Origin of the sequence: Leucobacter chromiireducens (assembly GCF_051993095.1) — a bacterium.
GTDB classification, from domain to species: Bacteria; Actinomycetota; Actinomycetes; order Actinomycetales; family Microbacteriaceae; genus Leucobacter; species Leucobacter chromiireducens.
This window is the reverse complement of record NZ_CP197024.1, coordinates 2,708,397-2,726,773: the sequence shown is the minus strand read 5'-3', so window position 1 is coordinate 2,726,773 and position 18,377 is coordinate 2,708,397. Positions and strand designations below refer to the sequence as shown.

Sequence of the window (18,377 nt, the reverse complement as noted above, 5' to 3'; positions counted from 1 at the left end):
AGGGTTGGCGACGCAGGAGCGCAGCGTCACGGATCCCCAGTTCGATAGCGAGACTCGTGAGCGCGCGGTGCTCATGGAGACTGGAGCCATGCCCCTGCATCCCCTGCTCCGCGAGCTCGCCTTGGATCTGCTGGCTCTTGTGTGGCCGACCGAGTGCCTCGCATGCGGGGCTCCCGACCGCGAGTTCTGTGACGACTGTGTGGCTGAGATCCACGTGCCCACCCCGCCGCTACGTGTCGAGATCGGGATCCCGGCGTATGCGCGCGGACTCTACGCCGGGCCGCTCCGCGCGCTCCTTCTCGCCTACAAGAACGGCGGCAGTGCCCGAGGCGCCGCTCTTCTGGGCGCACAGCTGCGTGAACCGCTCGCGCGAGCCGTCGCTGAGTGCACGGACACTGCGCCGCCCGTGCTCGTGCCGGTGCCCTCCACGCCGGCGCGCTTCCGCGAGCGAGGGTACCGACCCGTCGAACTTCTCCTCGCACACGCGCGCCGTGGGCAGGCGATGCGAGGGCAGGTAAGGCGAGCGCTCCGCACGACGCGGGGGCGCCGCGGCCAGGTCGGTTTGTCACCGCGTGAGCGGGCGCGAAATGCGCGGATGATCGCGGTTCGGCATGCGGCACGCCCGGGCCTCGGCGGGCGTGAGGTGGTGCTCGTTGACGACGTCATGACCACCGGCGCGACGCTCCTTGCGGCCCGCGATGCCTGTGAATCAGCGGGCTCCCGGGTCGTCGCGATCGCCGTGCTGTGTGTTGCTGAATCGCGTGCTGAACAGGTACTGGGAGCGCAAATCAGATGAGGGTGGCAGCGGCGCTGGCGAGTGGAGTAGAGTTCGAGAAAGGCGTAGCGGTGCGCCGCACTGGCCCACCCGCCTGAGTCACCTGGGAGGTCACCATGGACGTGAACATCCGCGGCAAGAATGTTGGGATTACCGATCGATTCGAGCAGTATGTCGAGTCGAAGACTGACAAGGTGGCTGGGCTGCTGCCCAAGGCTCAATCGTTCGAAGTGCGTGTCTCGCGACAGAGCGACCGCAGCCCCCAGAACGGCGATCAGGTGGAGCTCACGCTGATCGGCCCGGGGCCGGTGATCCGTGCGGAGTCGGCCGGCGCCGACAAGTACACCGCCTTCGATATCGCCTACGGTCGGATCCTGGAACGCATTCGGCGGATGAAGGATCGTCGCCACGACCGTCGTGGTCGCGGCCGCACCTCGCTCGGGGATGCCGCGGCGAACGACTTCGGCATGATCGACGTCACGCCCGCCCCGCTCGAGGTGCTCGAGTCGGTAGCGACGGGCGAGATCCCCGTGGCCTCGGACTCGGGCGAGGAGCAGTACACGCCCGTAGTGATCCGCAGCAAGGAGTTCCCCGCGGAGCGTCTGTCGGTCGAGGATGCAGTCGACCAGATGGAGCTTGTCGGCCACGACTTTTTCCTGTTCGTGGAGCACGGTTCGGGCCGCCCGAGCGTGGTCTACCGGCGCAAGGGATGGAACTACGGCGTGATTAGCCTCGCGGAGGCATAGCCGGGCATCCCGGGAGGCCGGGATCGAGATGAAAGCCCCGAGGATTCAGGGAGTCCTCGGGGCTTTCGTATGTCTTCGGCATGAAGGATTGCTGTATCCCCTGTAGTTTTTTGTTTTTTCTTGGTAGCTTGCTATGTATCTAGCTTGCTGCGCGAGAATGGTGTGTTCTCATGGGGGCGCTGTAGCGGGCCTTGGGGAGGACACCAGGTGCGCAAGAAATCAGTTCGAAGCGGTGTGAATCGCGGCAGAGGAACACTGGCCGCGCTGCTCGTCGGAGCGTTGATCGCGGGGCTCGGGGCGCTTGGTGCACCCGCTGCCGTCGCGGCCCCGCCGGTGACGTTCGCGCTATCGACCGTGGATCTGGCGAGTGGCGCACCGGTCACCGAGGTGAACGCGGGAGACGACTTCACATACGTGGCGAGCGTCGGTTGTCCTGACCCGGACGGCTGTGGCCCGGTGGCGTTGACCGTCACCTTCCCCGCGCCGGTGAACTTCGTTGAAGGGGGATTCAACGCCCCCACGGGCTCCCGCGTCGAGAGCGTGGTGCCTGGCCCGAACGGGAGCACGGTGCTCACGCTCGTGTGGGACAAGCTCGGCAGCACCGCCATCGCGTTCCTGCCCGCACAGATCGACACGATGGTGGACGCCGGGCTTGACGGAACACGACTCACGGCGACCGGCACGCTCATCCCGGGCGGGGTTGCAGAGGACGCCATCACGAGCGATGTGACTGTCACACTGCGCGCGTACGAGCGCGCCGGGCTGGAGAACGCGAGCGCGAGCTGGAACCGAAGTGCTGTGACCGAGGAGACCACGGGGAACGACGCCCGCGCGATCGCGACGTTCAGCGGCACTGCCGAGGCGAATGCGCCCAGCACGCTGCGGTTCCGGGTTCCAGGCACGCAGCCGCCCGCGGGCACGTCCCTTCCTGTTTCGGAGGCCTTTGATCTCGCTGCATTGAGCCTCAGTGCGAATCCCGGGGGTGCCAAGGTCGATTTCACACACGCGGACGGCAGCACCAGCGAAACCACGATCCCTCAGGGCGAGCTCGTCGTGCCTGTTGCCGCGAACGTCGTCGGCTACGACGTGGCGCTGCGCGGCGTTCCCGGGCGTGACATGGCTGATGCCGGCGGGCGCACTGTGTCGCTCACGGCCGAGTACACGCTCAGGTCGACGGACCGCTCCGGCAACCGGATCGTCCTCGAGGGGACGAACTCGCGTGCCATTCACCTCGCAGCTGATGTGACGGACTCGGTCGACCGTCCGGCTGCGGGCGGTGTCCCATCGGTCACGAAGGAGCTCGCTGCGGCGATTACGGTTGAGGCCGTGCTGCCCTCGATTCAGCACGATGTCAGCTGGAAGACGGATTCCGGTGAATCGACGAGCGTCTACGGATCGGCAGAGCCCTCGACGCTCACGGTGGAGTCGTGGAACTCGGGCATCCCTGGCCTCAAGAACCTCTCGATCTCACTGCCAGCGCTGAACAGCCGCTACTTCGACTACCAGGAACTCACGAGTGCGCCGCGGCTGCGCTTCCCCGCGGGCGCGACCGCGGCAACGATCCAGTATCTCTACGGGAACGACAAGACTCCGGGCGCGGTGCAGAATGTGACTGGCTCCGCGGGTGCATGGACGCCCGCTCCCGGACCCGAGACGGATGCGCCCGTGCCCGATGACGAGCTTCCCGCGCTCGCGCAGGTGAGCGGCATCATCGTCGTGTTCACCGCGGCCGACGGGTCGGTCATCTCGGGCGCCTGCGAGGAGACCGCACGCTGCGCAGGCGGCATCGAGCTCTCGAGCACGCTCCGCACCCACCTGCGCAACACGGGCGCCGAGATCGTGCCCCCCGCGAGCGGGAGCGGGGAGACCACGGTCGGTGCGATTGCCAATATCGTTGCGGAGACCGCGACCGGCGCGAAGATCTCCGAGACCACAATTCAGGCCACGCTCCGGCTCGTGAAGCCGCAGATCACCGTGAAGCTCGGCAAGCGGTTCGGCAACGAGGACGGCAGCGATCAAACGGTGTACCCGCTCACGGGTATTGCACACGCGGGGGATCTGTACGATCCCGAGCGAGACCCGCAGGACTTCGCGGACCACAAGCTGCGCTTCGTCGCGTCGACGAGCGCGAAGGAAGACGCCAGCGAAGCAACGGGCGCACGCGAACTGCGGATTCAGGATCCGCAGCAGGAGCCCAAGCTCTCCGGGCTCAAGAGCAGCCCCTTCAACACTATTCGTGTGACCTCGTTCTCGGACGATCCTGCGGTGTGCACCACCGGAAAGGCTCCTGACGAGAAGCCAGTCGCAAGCGAAACGAGCCACAACGTGTGGGTTGTTGACCGCGCAAACGACCCCACCAAGGTCACGAAGGTGGCGTACGAGGAGAGCATCGATCCCGAGCTGATTGTGGGCATCGAGACGGTGATCACCCCCGAGGGAGCGGCGACATTCCCGACCAACGTGCGCTGCGCGAGCGCGGACGGCTCGACGGTGAAGTTCCGTGACACGCAAATGGTGGGCGGCGCCAAGGTGTCGCCGGACACCATCGGCGCCCCAGAAACCCCGGGTCTGCTCGCGGTGGGCAACGTTGCCCGAGTGACGACCGGCAAGAACGGCGACTTTGCGGATGGCGCTGACTCCCTCTTCCTGGTGGACCTGCTCCGCGCGGCGATGTACAAGCACTACACGGCGGACGCCGCACGCTCAGGCATCGCCGGCCAGCAGCCGAAGACCGCGTTCGTGCTCTCCGGTGTGCCCGGCTCCGCGGACACCGTGCGGACCGTGTTGACGGACCGCGGCGGCGCGAAGGAAGCCCTCGACGTATTCGCCCTCACCGGGGTGCGGGGTGCCCGCCTGGGGCCCGACCAGCAGCTCACCTTCCGCTTTGTCGACGTCTCCGGTGCCGCGATCGGCCCCGTGGGCACGGTGGCGCCCAGTACGGAGCTGACGCTTGAGGGCGGGGCGACGAGGACCCTGACAGCGGACGAGATCAGCGACTCGCAGAGCGAAGGCTACCTCGCGTTCCAGAGGATTGAGCGCGAGATTGATTGGGATCGCGACTGGGCGACCGGCGAAATGGCCCGCGTCGGTGGCGTCGAAATCGCCGTCACACGCGCGGATACGGACGAGCCGCTGCAGCGCTTCGGTGCGTTCTCCGCCACCCTCGACATGTCGCTGCGCGATACCTTCCTCTCCGATCCGAGTGAGCGGGTGACCGGCTCGAACAGCGGCACGACATACCGCAACACCGCCTCCATCCTGTCGAAGGACGCGGCGGGAACCACCACGCACACGACGTCGAGCTCGGTCCCGTTTGGCGTGTTTGAGGCGACCGAATTGTTCACCGATGTTGCGGTCTCCTGGCGCGGTCTCAACCAGGCAGGGAAGCCGGTGGATGGGTACCTCGTGGCACAGAACGAGACCCCGTCGCGGATCACGCTCGACGCGCAGAACCGCACGGCGCTCGGCGTTGAGAAAGTCGACGCCTGGAACCAGTGGGAGCAGCCCGGCAGCATCGGGGTTGGCCTCGACCAGCTCTCCGCAAGCGTGGGAGGGTCCCGGCCCGCGCCGGCGCCTGGTGTTGACGAGTGCGTTGCTGAACGAGATCGCAATCCCTTCGCAATCAACGACTTCGCGGGAGTGAGCGACTTCGACTGGCCAACCGAGAACGCCGCAAAGATCAAGCCTGGTGAGAAGGGTCCTCGGATCGACGGTCGTATCGTGTACACCGACGCGAATGGTGCCACCGAGAGCGTGGTCGCACCGGTGGACACGCCGTTCGAGGATCTCAACCCGAGTGAGCTCGAGTGGGCGGACATCGTCAGTGTCTCAGTCGAGTGGGCGGAAGCCGGCAAGTTCATCGGCGTACACCGCACGAGCGGCGGGACAAGCGGCTCCATCAGCTTCGACCTGACGCTCCGCGACACGCTGCGCACCGGGTTCAACTATCAGTTTGACGCGGGTGTGCCCCAGTGCCTGTCTGGCGCGACCGAGAGCAACACCGTGCAGATCGATGGTGCGGTACAGGTCGAGGGCGCGACAGTTGATCAGATGGCGCAGATCGCGCCCACGGTCTCCGGCCGCTTCGAGGCACTCACGGCTCGTCAGGCGACGGCAGCCGAACTGGGGAAGCAGCCCGCGTGGCGCTTCGCCGAGATCATGGTGGACGTTGAAAAGAGTGCGGTTGAGATCGGCGTGACCGCGCCGAGTACCGCGATCTATCGCGATACCGCGCAGGCAACGAGCCCGCAGAAGCGGTGGACCGCAACGATCAGAAACACGGGCAACCTCGATGTCAGCGCGTTGCGCTTGGCAACGGACTCCGCGTTGCTGGGCGGAACATGGCCGGACGGAGATCCCGCGGGCTTTGAGATCGCTCCGGGCTCCGCGTTCGATGCGTTCGACGCAGTGGGGGCGAACCTGAGCTTCCCCATGGGAGCGCTCAGCGCAGAGGTGTGGGTGCGCGATGAGGCGGGCGTCTGGGGAGCGGCGAGCCTCGGCGCGCAGAACCGGATTGTGTTGCCGCAGAGTGGCGCCGGACCGCACGCCTGGAACGAGGTGACGGGGTTCCGTGTGCAGTTCGTTGGCGCGGATGGCCTGAACCAGCGCATCATCCGTGGCGCGCAGGGAGCCCTTAACATTGACACCGTTCTGCGAACGCACTTGCGCAGTGACCCGCAGGAGCTCGCTCCCGCGACCCAGCTGCCCGAGAACGCGCAGAGCTGGCAGTCGGGGCTCACCGCTGCCGGGGTCTCGTTTATTGGGAGCTTCGACGCACCCCGCTCGAAGGTGGACAACGCGAACGCGAACGCCACAATTCAGCCGGGTGTGCCCCAGCCGCTGGTGAAGAAGTACACCAGCTACGACGCCGATCGCAACACCGGGGTGACGACAACCACCGCCAACCCGGGCAGTTGGGTGAACTTCACCGTTGTGCTCGAAAACCGCGCGGCCGCAACGAGCAACCTGTACGGAGTCTCGGGGACGGACGTACTGCCCGACACGCTCGCGTACAACGCCGTCAACGACGGTGCGAAGTGGGCTGCTCAGATCTATCGTCTGGGCGCGAGCCCAGAAGATGTAACTGATGACCTGAAGTTCGTCGTAGAGACGGTGAATGATGAGCAGCAGATACGCTGGACGGCCCCTGAGGATTGGGTGCTCCGGCCAGGCGAGCGCATCGTGATCCAGGTGCCGCTCCAGATGGGCGACGGCGTCGCGGCGGGCGCGAGCGTACGCAACGTCGCACGGATTGTCGGCGCTGGGATTGCAGGAGCGGCAGTGCCATCCGCCTGTGCTGCTCCCGACGCAAGCGCCCGAGAGTGTGTCTCGGAGGCCTTTGCGACGACACTGCGCAATGACTCTGTGCGTGCAGAGTCGTACATCGACGCGACGCACGGCGGATGGGACACGATCGACCGAAAGGGCTGCGACGCCAGCACGATCTCCGACTGGAGCGACGGCACCTGGGTGCGCAACCCCTGCGTCGCGAAGACCACGGTGGGGAGCACGCTCACTTACCGGTTGAAGCTCATCAACTCGGGCAACATGGATCTGAGCGAGCTGCGTTTCGTCGACAAGATTCCTGGCATTGGTGACACCGGGACGGTGCTGGACAGCGCACGAGGATCGGCGTGGCAGCCGAGCTACGTTCCCGGTTCGGCCAGGCTTCTGACTGGCGACACCGCGACCGAGCTGGGCGCTCGAGGCGATGCAGCGATCAGCGGAGGCGAATTCCGTTATTCCGCGAACGCTGACCCGTGCGTCTTGAAGCCGGACGCATATTCTGGCCCAGACACGCTGGGCTGCGAGAACGGCTCGTCCTCCGTCTGGTCGAACACGGGTGACGCACGAAGCCGCGCGCTGGGCGCTGACATTGCGTTCACCGGCGACAAGCTTCGCGGCGGCGAGTACGTGATTGTCGAGTTCCAGGTCAACGTGCCGGAGGAACGCGACGAGGCGCTCGAAGGCACCCCGCTGATGGCGTGGAACACGGTTGCTGTGAGCGCGCGCCCCAGCGCGGTGAGCCATTGGCTGCCGGCAGCGGAGTCGCCGAGGTCAGGCGCTCGCTGGGAAGACACCGCGCTGACCGTCACGCTTGCGCTCGAAGATGGGCCCGCGACGAGCTGGCACATCACGGACAAGGAATATACCGCGACCGTGAGCTGCACGGTGCCAGGGAGAGATCCAGCGACGGCGCTCGTGAGGGACGTTACATTCCCCGGGGAGAACATTGCTCCGATCACGCTTTCCTCGATGCCAGTCGGTGGAAACTGTGTTGTGACGGATATGCGGTACGAGCCGCAGCCCGCCACCGCACCAGGGCAGTACGGTTCGGCGTTCTCGACGCCAGCGCCCACGGGCTACAGCACGGTGGTCGCCCCGGCCGACGGAGTGGAACTCGTGCTCGACGCTGCGGACAACACGCTCGCGATCACGAACAGCTTCGCCGAGGCGGAGGTTGAGCTGGGGGTCGACGTGACCGGCAACGCCGCGAGCCTGCTCCCGGACGCCGCGACCTTCGATGTGGCGCTCAGTTGCTCCTTCGGCGGGGAGACCCGCTCGATGGGAACGGTCTCGCTGCGGGCAACCGAGCGCACCGTTGTGGGCGGTATCCCCGTCGGCGCGAATTGCACCGCAACCGAAACTGAGCACCGTGGTGCCACACAGGTGAGCGCCGAAGTTGACGGCGAGGCAGTGGAGCTCTCCGCTGATCGTGCCGCCGACGTTCCCACCGTGCGGGCTGGCATCACCCCCGTCCACTTTATGAACGAGTTTGTGGCGGGCGGCGCGTTGACGATCCTCAAGACGGTCGAGGCGCCGAGCGCGAGCACCGTGTCAGGTGATGTGGCGTTCGGCATCGAGTGCACGCTCGGCGGACACGCAATCTCGCTGGGCGAGCAGAGCACCCTCGGGCTGAGCTTCGCGCCTGGGGCGCACCAGACCTCGGGAAGTGTCACCGGGATCCCGAGCGGTGCAGAGTGCACCGTGCGCGAGACGGAATCGGGCGGCGCGCATGTGGCGGCGCCCGACCGAACCGTCACGATCCTGCCGAATGAGGAAGTGATCGTCGAGATGATCAACGTCTTCGAGCCGGGAACGCTCGAGCTCGAGAAGCGGGTCACGGGCGCCGGAGCTGGTGAATCGCGGGTCCCCGCAACCTTCGACATTCGCGCAAGCTGCACGCGCGAGCTGACGATCGGTGGGGAACAGAAGACCGTGACTGATCACGACGCCCTCACGAGCGTCGCGCCGGGAACGCCAGCGCAGATCACGGAGCTTCCCGCGGGCAGCCGCTGCGCCGTGACCGAGCCGGATCCTGCGGGAGCCAAGCGCACCACCGTGGACCTGGCCACCTCCGCGCTCAGCGATGAGGATCCGGCCGACGATGCGGTGTTGGTGGCTCTCCGCGGCCCGGACGGCGACGGCACGGCGCTCCCCACGACTGTGCGGGTGACGAACGAGTACGCACAGACCGGAGGCGGGCTGGTGGTCACGGGCGCAGGCTCAGGCCTGCTGGGTGGCGCGGCCGTGCTCCTGCTGCTGGGGGCAGGGGCGCTGATCCTCCGCCGACGAAAGCGCACCGTGGGGTAATGCGCCGCCGCTGAAACGCGAGATGCGGGCGGGGCGACGGCCTAGAGCCGACGCCCCGCCCGTGCTCGTCGCTCGTCCGCGCGAAGCCGCCAGCCCCAACGGAGCACGTTGCGAAGCGCCTCCCAGACAATTGCTGGGCTCATTTTCGATGAGCCGGCGGTGCGCTCAACGAAGGTGATGGGCACCTCCGCGATGGGGCAGCCCATCCGCTCAAGCGTCCATGCTGTTTCCACCTGGAAGGCATAGCCCTGCGAGTCGAGCTTGCTGAAGTCGAGGCGGGCGAGCCATTCGGTGTCGAGCACGCGGAAGCCGCTGGTCAGGTCGTGCAGCTGTGAGCGGAGCGAAGTGCGCGCCACACGGGTCCCGGTGCGCGAGATCGCGCGCCTGGCCCACGGCCAGTTCACGATGCGGCCACCACGGATCCAGCGTGCGCCGATGACGAGGCCGTACCCCTTGCGCGCGGTCTCGAGCAGGCGAGGCAGCTCGACCGGGAGGTGGGAACCGTCGGAGTCCATCTCGGCCACGAAGCGGTAGCCGCGCTCGAGCGCCATCTGGAAGCCCAGCGCATACGCGGTGCCGAGCCCCTGCTTGCCTTTGCGATGCCGCACGGTGACGCGCGGGTCCACCGACAGCTCGGCTGCGAGCCGGCCCGTGCCGTCTGGGCTGCCGTCGTCGATGATCAGGATGTTCGCGGCCGGCAGGTGGGCGAGGATGCCCGCCACCGTCGCCGGAAGTGTTGCCCGCTCGTTGTACGTGGGAAGAACAACAAGCAACTCGCGGGTGACGCGGGGGCGCTCCGGAGTGGTCATGGTGTTCATCCTGGCAGAAACGACGGTGGGAGGCCGCCCCATTCGGGGCGACCTCCCACCTGTTCTCTCGCAGCGTGATTTACGCGAGGTACGCGACTGCGAGTGCGTGCGGCGTGTGCTTACGCAGCGAAGCGATCCCGCAGGATCTGGCCGAGCTCGGCGTCAACGTTCGTCCAGTACTGGAAGAAACGCTCACGGATCTCGGGCACGGTGATGGCGTGGGCCTGGCCGTTCAGCACATCGTGGAAGGTGGCCTTCGACTCTGCCGAGAACACGTCACGGTAGAGCGTGCCGGCCTGGCCGAAGTCGTCGTCCTCGGAACGGAGCGCGTACGCGCTGCGCACGAGCTCGCCGTCCGACTCCCAGCTGCCCTCGACGCCCGCCAGCGGATCCGCCACGGGGCCGCCTGCTGCGCCGTAGGAGTTCGGCGTGTAGGTGCGGTGCTGTGCGCTGTTGAAGTGGTAGCGCATGTTGCCCTCGTGCATGTAGTTGTTCACCTCAGCCGCGTGCGGCTGGTTCACGGGGAGCTCGTTGAAGTTCGTGCCGATCCGGTAGCGGTGTGCGTCCGCGTACGAGAACACGCGCGCCATGAGCATCTTGTCGGGCGAGATGCCGGTGCCGGGAACCTGGTTGCCGGGCGAGAACGCAGCCTGCTCGATCTGCGCGAAGAAGTTCTCGGGGTTGCGGTTCAGCGTGAAGGTGCCGACCTTGATGCGGGGGTAGTCCGCCTTGGGCCAGGTCTTCGTGAGATCGAAGGGGTTGAAACGGTACGTCTTCGCGTCCTCGTACGGCATGATCTGCACGTGCACGTCCCACGACGGGTACTCCTCGCGCGCAATCGCGTCGAAGAGATCGCGGCGGTAGAAGTCTGCATCGCTGCCGGCGATCTTCTCAGCTTCGTCAGCCGACATGTGCTCCACGCCCTGCTGGGAAATGAAGTGGTACTTCACCCAGAAACGCTCACCCTCAGCGTTGATCCACTGGTAGGTGTGCGAGCCGTAGCCGTTCAGGTGGCGCCAGCTCTTCGAGAGGCCGCGGTCGCCCATGAGGTAGGTGACCTGGTGTGCAGACTCAGGCGACAGCGTCCAGAAATCCCACTGCATGTCTGCGTCGCGCAGTCCCGAATCGCCGAGGCGCTTCTGCGAGTGGATGAAGTCGGGGAACTTGATGCCGTCGCGGATGAAGAAGGTGGGGGTGTTGTTGCCCACGATGTCGAGGTTGCCCTCGGTCGTGTAGAAGCGCAGCGAGAAGCCGCGCACATCGCGCCAGGTGTCGGGGGAGCCCTGCTCGCCGGCAACGGAGGAGAAGCGGATCAGCGTCTCCGACTTCGCGCCGGGCTGGAACACCGCGGCACGGGTGTACTTCGAAACGTCCTCGGTGACGACGAACTCGCCGAACGCGCCGCCGCCCTTTGCGTGAGGGTTGCGCTCCGGCACGCGCTCACGGTTGAACGAAGCGAGCTTCTCAACCAGGTAGCGGTCGTGCAGCACCGTGGGGCCGTCGGTGCCAACGGTCAGCGAGAACTCATCGCTCGCAACCGGAGTACCCGTCTGGGTGGTAGTGGGCTTGATGTCAGACATAGCGCCTCTTTCTTCGGATGGGTGGTGGGGTGGCTTGTGAGGTGTCGGTACCGTGCGCCGGGGGTTAGGCAGCGTCAGACTGCGCGGCTGAGCATGCGGCGCAGCGCCCGCGGAACACGACCTCGGCGACGTCGATGGTGAAACCGAGATGATCGGCTGGCTCGAGGCACGGCGCGGAGCCGACGACGCACGGCACATCCTCGATGACGCCGCAGTCGCGGCAAATGAGGTGGTGGTGGTTATCTCCCACGCGAGCTTCGTAGCGGGCCGGGCCGCCGTCGGGGGTGATCTTGCGCACCAGATCCGCGTCAGTGAGCGCGCTGAGTACGCCGTATACCGCCTGCAGTGAGGTGCCGGGCAGTGTTTCCCGCAGCTGCTCGTAGACCGCACTGGCGTCCATGTGGCCGCCAGTGGCGAGCATGTCGAGGACAGCGCGACGAGGGGCGGTCGAACGGAGCCCAGCAGCGCTCAGTCGCTCGGCGACGGAGGGGTGCACCGGGTGGTGCGGGGCTGCTGCGGTCATGATCCCAGTCTACTACTTATTTTGAGTCGTTCAAAAGACGGCATTCCCAGCGCTGGAACTCCTTGCGTTGCTAAGCTGAGGCGTTGTCACAATTTGGCAACGACGGTGGCTCCGCATGGCGGGTCGGCAAGCCGTGCAAACTAACAGGAGAGACAACGTGGCGACAGTTCTCGAAAAGCTCCTTCGCGTCGGCGAGGGTCGCACTCTGAAGAAGCTCGAGCGGCAGGCGAAACTGGTCGCCGACCTTGAGGAGTCCTTCGCAGAGCTCAGCGACGAGGAGCTGCGAGGCGAGACCGAGGAATTCCGCGGCCGCCTGGAGAAGGGCGAGACGCTCGACGATCTGCTCCCCGAGGCGTTTGCGGCGGTTCGCGAAGCGGCGAAGCGCACGATCGGTCTGCGCCCCTTCGAGGTGCAGGTCATGGGTGGCGCAAATCTCCACCTCGGCAACATCTCCGAGATGAAGACCGGTGAGGGCAAGACCCTTGTTGCGACCATGCCTGCGTACCTCAATGCGCTCGCCGGCAAGGGCGTGCACGTTGTGACGGTGAACGACTACCTCGCGAGCTACCAGTCGGAGCTCATGGGACGCGTCTTCCGTGCGCTCGGTATGACGACCGGCTGCATCGTTGCTGGCCAGGATCCGACGGTGCGCCGCGAGCAGTACAACGCTGACATTACGTACGGCACGAACAACGAGTTCGGCTTCGACTACCTGCGCGACAACATGGCCTCGTCGGCTGAGGAGCGCGTGCAGCGCGAGCACTTCTTCGCCATCATCGATGAGGTCGACTCGATCCTGATCGATGAGGCCCGTACTCCGCTCATCATCTCCGGCCCCGCTTCCGGCGAAGCGAACCGCTGGTTCGCAGAGTTCGCCCGCATCGCGCGCAAGCTCAAGGCTGGCGTCGACTACGAGGTCGACGAGAAGAAGCGCACCATTGGTGTCCTCGAGCCCGGTATCGAGAAGGTCGAGGATCACCTCGGCATCACGAACCTCTACGAGTCGGTGAACACGCCGTTGATCTCGTTCCTCAACAACTCGATCAAGGCGAACGCGCTCTTCACGCGCGATAAGGATTACGTCGTGCTGAACGGCGAAGTGCTCATCGTTGACGAGCACACCGGCCGTATCCTTGCCGGGCGTCGCTACAACGAGGGTATGCACCAGGCCATCGAGGCGAAGGAAGGCGTGCAGGTCAAGGCTGAGAACCAGATGCTCGCCACCGTCACCCTGCAGAACTACTTCCGCCTCTACAAGAAGCTCTCCGGCATGACCGGTACGGCCGAGACCGAGGCCGGCGAGTTTATGTCGACCTACCAGCTCGGTGTGGTGCCGATCCCCACCAACAAGCCGATGCAGCGCAAGGATCAGCCCGACCTCGTCTACAAGAACGAGCAGGCGAAGTTCGCTCAGGTGGTCATCGACATCGCCGAGCGCTACGAGAAGGGCCAGCCCGTCCTCGTCGGCACGACGAGCGTTGAGAAGAGCGAGTACCTTTCGCGTCTCCTCGCGAAGGCGGGTGTGCGCCACGAGGTGCTCAACGCAAAGAACCACGCGCGCGAGGCCGCGATCATCGCGCAGGCCGGCCGCCTCGGTGCGGTCACGGTCGCGACCAACATGGCTGGCCGTGGTACTGACATCATGCTCGGTGGCAACGCCGAGTTCCTCGCCGTGCAGGAGATGACCGCACGCGGACTGTCGACCGAGGAAGATCCGGATGCCTACGAGGCTGCGTGGGACGATGTCTTCGCTGCGGTGAAGGAGGCCGTCTCCGAGGAAGCCGCGAAGGTGCACGAGGTTGGAGGACTCTACGTCCTGGGAACCGAGCGCCACGAGTCGCGTCGTATCGACAACCAGCTGCGCGGTCGTTCGGGCCGTCAGGGCGACCCCGGCGAGAGCCGCTTCTACCTGTCGCTCGCCGACGATCTGATGCGCCTCTTCAATTCGGGGGCTGCTGCCGCGCTGATGAACCGCGATAGCTTCCCCGACGATCTCGCGATCGAGTCGAAGGTAGTCTCTCGCGCCATCCAGAGCGCCCAGAGCCAGGTCGAGCAGCGCAACGCCGAGATCCGCAAGAACGTGCTGAAGTACGACGACGTTCTGGACCGCCAGCGCAAGGCCATCTATGGCGATCGCCAGCAGATCCTTGACGGCGAAGAAATCCAGTCTCGGATCGAAGCCTTCCGCGAGCAGACGATCGACGCGATCATCGACTCGCACGGTACCGATGGTGAGTGGGACTTTGACGCACTGTGGAGTGACCTGCGCCAGGTCTACCCCGTGGGGCTGACGGTCGACGAGCTCCTCGCCGAGACCGGTGGGGGCCGTGTCGACAAGGACTTCCTCCGCCGCGAGATTCTCTCCGATGCGGTCGTTGCGTACGAGAACCGCGAGCAGGCACTCGGTAGCGAGGCCATGCGCGAGCTCGAGCGCCGCGTGGTGCTCGCCACGATTGACCGCCGCTGGCGCGATCACCTCTACGAGATGGAGTACCTCAAGGAGGGCATCGGCCTGCGCGCGATGGCGCAGCGCGATCCGCTCGTCGAGTACCAGCGCGAGGGCTACACCATGTTCGAGGGCATGATGGGGCAGATCAAGGAGGAGTCCATGGGGCTGCTCTACAACCTTGAGGTCAAGGTTCGCGAAGAGGTCGACGCACAGGGCCACGTGCACCTTGAGGGTGGCGGGCTCGAGGAGCAGACCACGCCGGATCAGTCCAAGCTGTCGTACAGCGCGCCTGACGAGGACGGCGCTCCCGCGGTGAGCGGTGCGCCTGAGCCTGGGGCACAGGGCGGCGCGACCAAGCGTGGCGCCTTCGGCCAGCAGGTGCCCGCTGACGGGGCCGCGGGCAACCGCGCTGAGCGTCGCTCGAATAAGAAGAAGTAGGGCCGGAAGCGCCATACCAATCCGTGATCCGCAGCAGCGGACCGACTGGGAGAAACACTGATGTCTAGCGAGACTAACCACCGTCCTACGAAGAACGAGCGCCGCGCTCAGGCCCGTGAGCAGGCCCGCGTTGCGCGTGAGCAGGAAAAGAAGCGGGAGAAGCGGAATCGCCTCTTCCTGCAGGGCGGCATCGTCCTCGGCGTGCTCGCCATCCTCGGCATTGTCGCGCTCGTGCTCACGCAGACCATGAAGCCGGCGGGCCCCGGTCCGAAGAACATGGCCTCGGGCGCCGCGGTCTTCACTAAGGATCTTGAGGTGCTGAAGACCCCCGCGCTCGAATCGGGTGCGGATCGCGAAGCACGTGAGGTGAACCGTGATGAGCTGCCGCTCGACGTGACGGTCTACGCCGACTACATGTGCCCGGCCTGTGGTGCGTTCGAGCAGCAGTACGGCACCATGCTCGAGAACTACGTGGGCGCTGGCGACATCGAGCTCGGCATCTACCCGCTGAACTTCCTCGACAGCATGTCGAATGGCTCGAAGTACTCGACCCGCGCAGCGAACCTGTTCAGCTGCGTGGTTGAGGAGCAGCCCGAGGTCGCGTTCAGCCTGCACACCCGTCTGCTGAGCCCGGAGGTGCAGCCGAAGGAGCAGACCACCGGCCTGACCGACGATCAGCTGCTTGAGCAGGCTGAGGCTGCCGGCGCAGAGCTCACCACCGAGCTGCGCCAGTGCGTGAAGGATGTCCGCTTCGGCAACTTCATTTCGAGCAACTACAAGTCCGCGAGCGAGACCGGCATCCTCGGCCTTGCGAAGGGCGCGCAGATGCTCAGCTCCGACGGCGTGACCCCGCAGCCGGCTGACGGCCCGCAGCGACTCGTTTCCACCCCGACCGTCATTGTGAACGGCCAGCAGTGGAACCAGGCTCGCGACGGCGATCTCGAGTCCTACCTTCTGAAGGTCAAGGGCGAGTTCGAGCAGAAGCAGGACGCGGACGCCAAGAAGTCCGAGTAGTATGCTCTGGGGCGGTTCTTCGGATCCGCCCCACAGTGCCGCCTTAGCTCATCTGGTAGAGCAGCGCCCTTGTAAAGCGCAGGTGATCGGTTCGAGTCCGATAGGCGGCTCCATGTTTCGCGGCGATGCCATTCGGCGTCCGACACCGCCCACACCCGAGTAGGGTGGTGCGAGTGACTCGCACCCGCTCTTTCCCTGTTTGGGCAGCCCTGCTCGGTTCCGGCCTCGCCGGCGTGCTCGTCGCGCTCCAGTCGCGCATCAATGGCGGCCTGAGTCAGCAGCTCGGCAACGGCTACGTCACCGCGGCCGTCTCATTCGGTATCGGTCTGCTCATCATGTGCGCGGTGCTGCTGCTCTCGCGTCGCGGCAGAGTTGGATTCACCCGGCTCCGTGGAGAACTCCGAGCGTCGCGGATTCCGGCCTGGGCGCTTCTCGGCGGCGCAGGCGGCGCGCTGTTCGTGCTGAGCCAGGGTCTTGTCGCGCCGCTCATGGGGCTCACGCTCTTCACGGTCGGCATCGTCGCCGGTCAGGTGCTGGGAGGCCTCTTCATGGACCGTGTCGGCCTTGGCCCAGGCGGACGCATCGATCCCACGCCCACGCGAATCGCCGGAACGGTGCTCGCCGTGATTGCGGTCGCGCTTTCGGCGGGACTGGGCGGGAGCGCTGACCACGGGCCAGTGTGGCTGATTCTCGTTCCCGTGTTCGTCGGTGCGGGGATTTCCGCGCAGTCCATGGTGAACGGACTGGTGCGCGCGGCATCCCAGAGCGCAGTCACCTCGACATTCATCAATTTCGTCGTGGGGACGGCGCTGCTTGGTGCCGCGGCGCTGGTCTCGATTGGGATCGCGGGTTGGCCCACGAACTGGCCGAGCGAGCCGTACTACTACATCGGTGGATTCGTCGGCACGATCTTCATCGCGGTCGCCGCCATGCTCGTGCGCACCGCGGGTGTGCTGCTCCTCAGCATGTCGAATGTCGCAGGGCAGCTCATCGCTGCGGTCGCATTTGAGCTGGGCGCGCCGCTGACGGGTGGCCTCACACAGGGCATGATCGCGGGCACGGCGGTTGCGCTCCTTGCCGTGGTTGTTGCCGCGCTGCCGTGGCGCGGAGGGCCAACTACAGTGCGCTGAGGTGGCGCGTGAAGTCGAGGGGCTTCCTGGGCTTGGGGCTCTTTTCTGGTCGCCCGCGATCGGGGATCCCCCCGATGTACAGCCAGCCGAGGAGGTGCTCGTCGGCACCCAACTGGTGGGCAGCATGCACAGCATCGGTGCGAGTGAGCTCGCCGGTGCGCCAGATGGAGCCCCAGCCGGCTTCGTGGAGGAGGAGCCCGAGCCCGTGAGCCACACCGCTCGCCACGGCTTCCTGCTCCCACAGCGGAACTTTCTTGCTCGGCTGCGGGGCAACGACGATGGCGAGCACGAGCGGCGCGCGCGTCGCCTTGGCGCGGTACTTCTCGTGCTTTCCTCCCGCTGCGTCGCCCATGGCGTCACCGAGCCGGAGGCGGGCGTCGCCCCGCAGCTCGATCAGCCGCCAGGGGCGTAAGCCGGAGTGATCAGCGACGCTCGCCAATGGGGCGACGAGCTCGCGAAGCTCGTCGCTGCTGGGCGCCTCGGCAGTGACCTTCGAGAAGGATCGGCGCGCGTCGAATGCCGCGCGTGCGGGCATCGATGCGCTCACGCGTCGCGCTCGGGGCGTGCGCCAGGTTCGAAGGTGAGCGCAAGCGAGTTCATGCAGTAGCGATCGCCGGTTGGGGTGCCGAAGCCATCGGGGAAGACGTGGCCGAGGTGTGACCCGCACTCCGCACAGCGGACTTCCGTGCGCGTCATGCCGAGGCTGTGATCCTCGAGCAGCTCAACCGCCTCCGGGCGCACGCTCTCGTAAAAGCTCGGCCAGCCGCACCCCGAGTCAAACTTCGTGCCCGCAACAAAGAGCTCGTTGCCGCAGCCGCGGCAGCGGTAGAGGCCGTCACGTTCTTCGTCGAGGAGTTCGCCGGTGCCCGCACGCTCGGTGCCGGCCTGCCGAAGGATCGTGTACTCGTCGCCGCCGAGCTTCTCACGCCACTCGCTCTCGGAAAGCTGGAAAGGGTACTCGGCCGAATCGATGGGCTTGCTGCTCATGACGGGTCTCCAATCAGGGTCGGCAACAGTGTACGCCGAGCACCCGCGCGCGTGTTCAGCTCAGTGCCCGGGTGAGCAGCACGCGAATCCCGGCGTCTTTGGGATGCCTCATTGCTGAAGATCTCATCCGATCGGGTGATGTGAGACCTCGGGATTCGAAGCCGACTTGCATCATCGGATGATATTCGTCAGACTAAGTGGTGGACTTGAGGTAAGGCGTACCTCAGTTCGATCCGATGTGAGCGTATCGCCACATTCTCGGGCCCGGTCTTGGTGTCACAACAAGGAGCACGCAACGCATGTTTGCACGTCGAAGGGCCCGTGGGGTCCTCT

The 18,377-nt window shown here is 66.0% G+C and carries 11 protein-coding genes and 1 tRNA gene; 7 read left to right on the top strand and 5 right to left on the bottom strand.

What is annotated here, in order from left to right:
- The first annotated feature begins 88 nt into the window (after window positions 1-88).
- The 3 genes from ACR81A_RS12340 to ACR81A_RS12330 all read left to right on the top strand — a co-directional run bounded on the left by ACR81A_RS12340 (window position 89) and on the right by ACR81A_RS12330 (window position 9,114).
- Complete coding sequence (locus tag ACR81A_RS12340) at window positions 89-796, top strand: ComF family protein (protein WP_440311967.1); 708 nt, start codon at window positions 89-91, stop codon at window positions 794-796.
- A gap of 95 nt (window positions 797-891) precedes the next feature.
- Window positions 892-1,521 carry a ribosome hibernation-promoting factor, HPF/YfiA family gene (gene hpf, locus ACR81A_RS12335; protein ID WP_202380842.1) on the top strand — a complete coding sequence of 210 codons (630 nt, stop codon included), beginning with the start codon at window positions 892-894 and terminating at the stop codon, window positions 1,519-1,521.
- Between the two features lie 207 nt (window positions 1,522-1,728).
- On the top strand, window positions 1,729-9,114 hold the full coding sequence (locus tag ACR81A_RS12330) for a DUF5979 domain-containing protein (protein ID WP_440311966.1): 7,386 nt from the start codon (window positions 1,729-1,731) through the stop codon (window positions 9,112-9,114).
- 41 nt (window positions 9,115-9,155) lie between these two features.
- Here ACR81A_RS12330 and ACR81A_RS12325 read toward each other — a convergent pair whose 3' ends face one another.
- The 3 genes from ACR81A_RS12325 to ACR81A_RS12315 all read right to left on the bottom strand — a co-directional run bounded on the left by ACR81A_RS12325 (window position 9,156) and on the right by ACR81A_RS12315 (window position 12,026).
- The gene (locus tag ACR81A_RS12325) at window positions 9,156-9,923 is read right to left on the bottom strand and encodes a polyprenol monophosphomannose synthase (protein ID WP_202380844.1); all 768 of its coding nucleotides are present in this window, start codon (window positions 9,921-9,923) and stop codon (window positions 9,156-9,158) included.
- 119 nt (window positions 9,924-10,042) lie between these two features.
- The gene (locus ACR81A_RS12320; protein WP_202380845.1) at window positions 10,043-11,503 is read right to left on the bottom strand and encodes a catalase; all 1,461 of its coding nucleotides are present in this window, start codon (window positions 11,501-11,503) and stop codon (window positions 10,043-10,045) included.
- A 64-nt stretch (window positions 11,504-11,567) separates the two neighbouring features.
- A complete protein-coding gene (locus tag ACR81A_RS12315) occupies window positions 11,568-12,026 on the bottom strand; it encodes a Fur family transcriptional regulator (RefSeq protein ID WP_202380846.1) in 459 nt (152 codons plus the stop codon).
- A gap of 157 nt (window positions 12,027-12,183) precedes the next feature.
- Here ACR81A_RS12315 and secA point away from each other — a divergent pair, with 157 nt between their 5' ends.
- The 4 genes from secA to ACR81A_RS12295 all read left to right on the top strand — a co-directional run bounded on the left by secA (window position 12,184) and on the right by ACR81A_RS12295 (window position 17,057).
- Window positions 12,184-14,913, top strand: a complete 2,730-nt coding sequence (gene secA / locus ACR81A_RS12310) for a preprotein translocase subunit SecA (RefSeq protein ID WP_440311965.1) — start codon at window positions 12,184-12,186, stop codon at window positions 14,911-14,913.
- Window positions 14,914-14,973: 60 nt separating this feature from the next.
- Window positions 14,974-15,927 carry a DsbA family protein gene (locus ACR81A_RS12305; RefSeq protein WP_202380848.1) on the top strand — a complete coding sequence of 318 codons (954 nt, stop codon included), beginning with the start codon at window positions 14,974-14,976 and terminating at the stop codon, window positions 15,925-15,927.
- 37 nt (window positions 15,928-15,964) lie between these two features.
- Window positions 15,965-16,040: transfer RNA gene (locus tag ACR81A_RS12300), tRNA-Thr, on the top strand.
- A 60-nt stretch (window positions 16,041-16,100) separates the two neighbouring features.
- A complete protein-coding gene (locus ACR81A_RS12295) occupies window positions 16,101-17,057 on the top strand; it encodes a DMT family transporter (RefSeq protein ID WP_440311964.1) in 957 nt (318 codons plus the stop codon).
- On the opposite strand, the gene ACR81A_RS12290 is transcribed toward ACR81A_RS12295, so the two are convergent.
- On the bottom strand, window positions 17,044-17,604 hold the full coding sequence (locus ACR81A_RS12290; RefSeq protein ID WP_440311963.1) for a nitroreductase family protein: 561 nt from the start codon (window positions 17,602-17,604) through the stop codon (window positions 17,044-17,046). The genes ACR81A_RS12295 and ACR81A_RS12290 overlap by 14 nt on opposite strands.
- Window positions 17,601-18,044: a peptide-methionine (R)-S-oxide reductase MsrB gene (gene msrB / locus ACR81A_RS12285; RefSeq protein WP_202380850.1), complete on the bottom strand. Its 444-nt coding sequence runs from the start codon at window positions 18,042-18,044 to the stop codon at window positions 17,601-17,603. The genes ACR81A_RS12290 and msrB overlap by 4 nt, the downstream gene beginning before the upstream one ends.
- Window positions 18,045-18,377 lie beyond the last annotated feature (333 nt).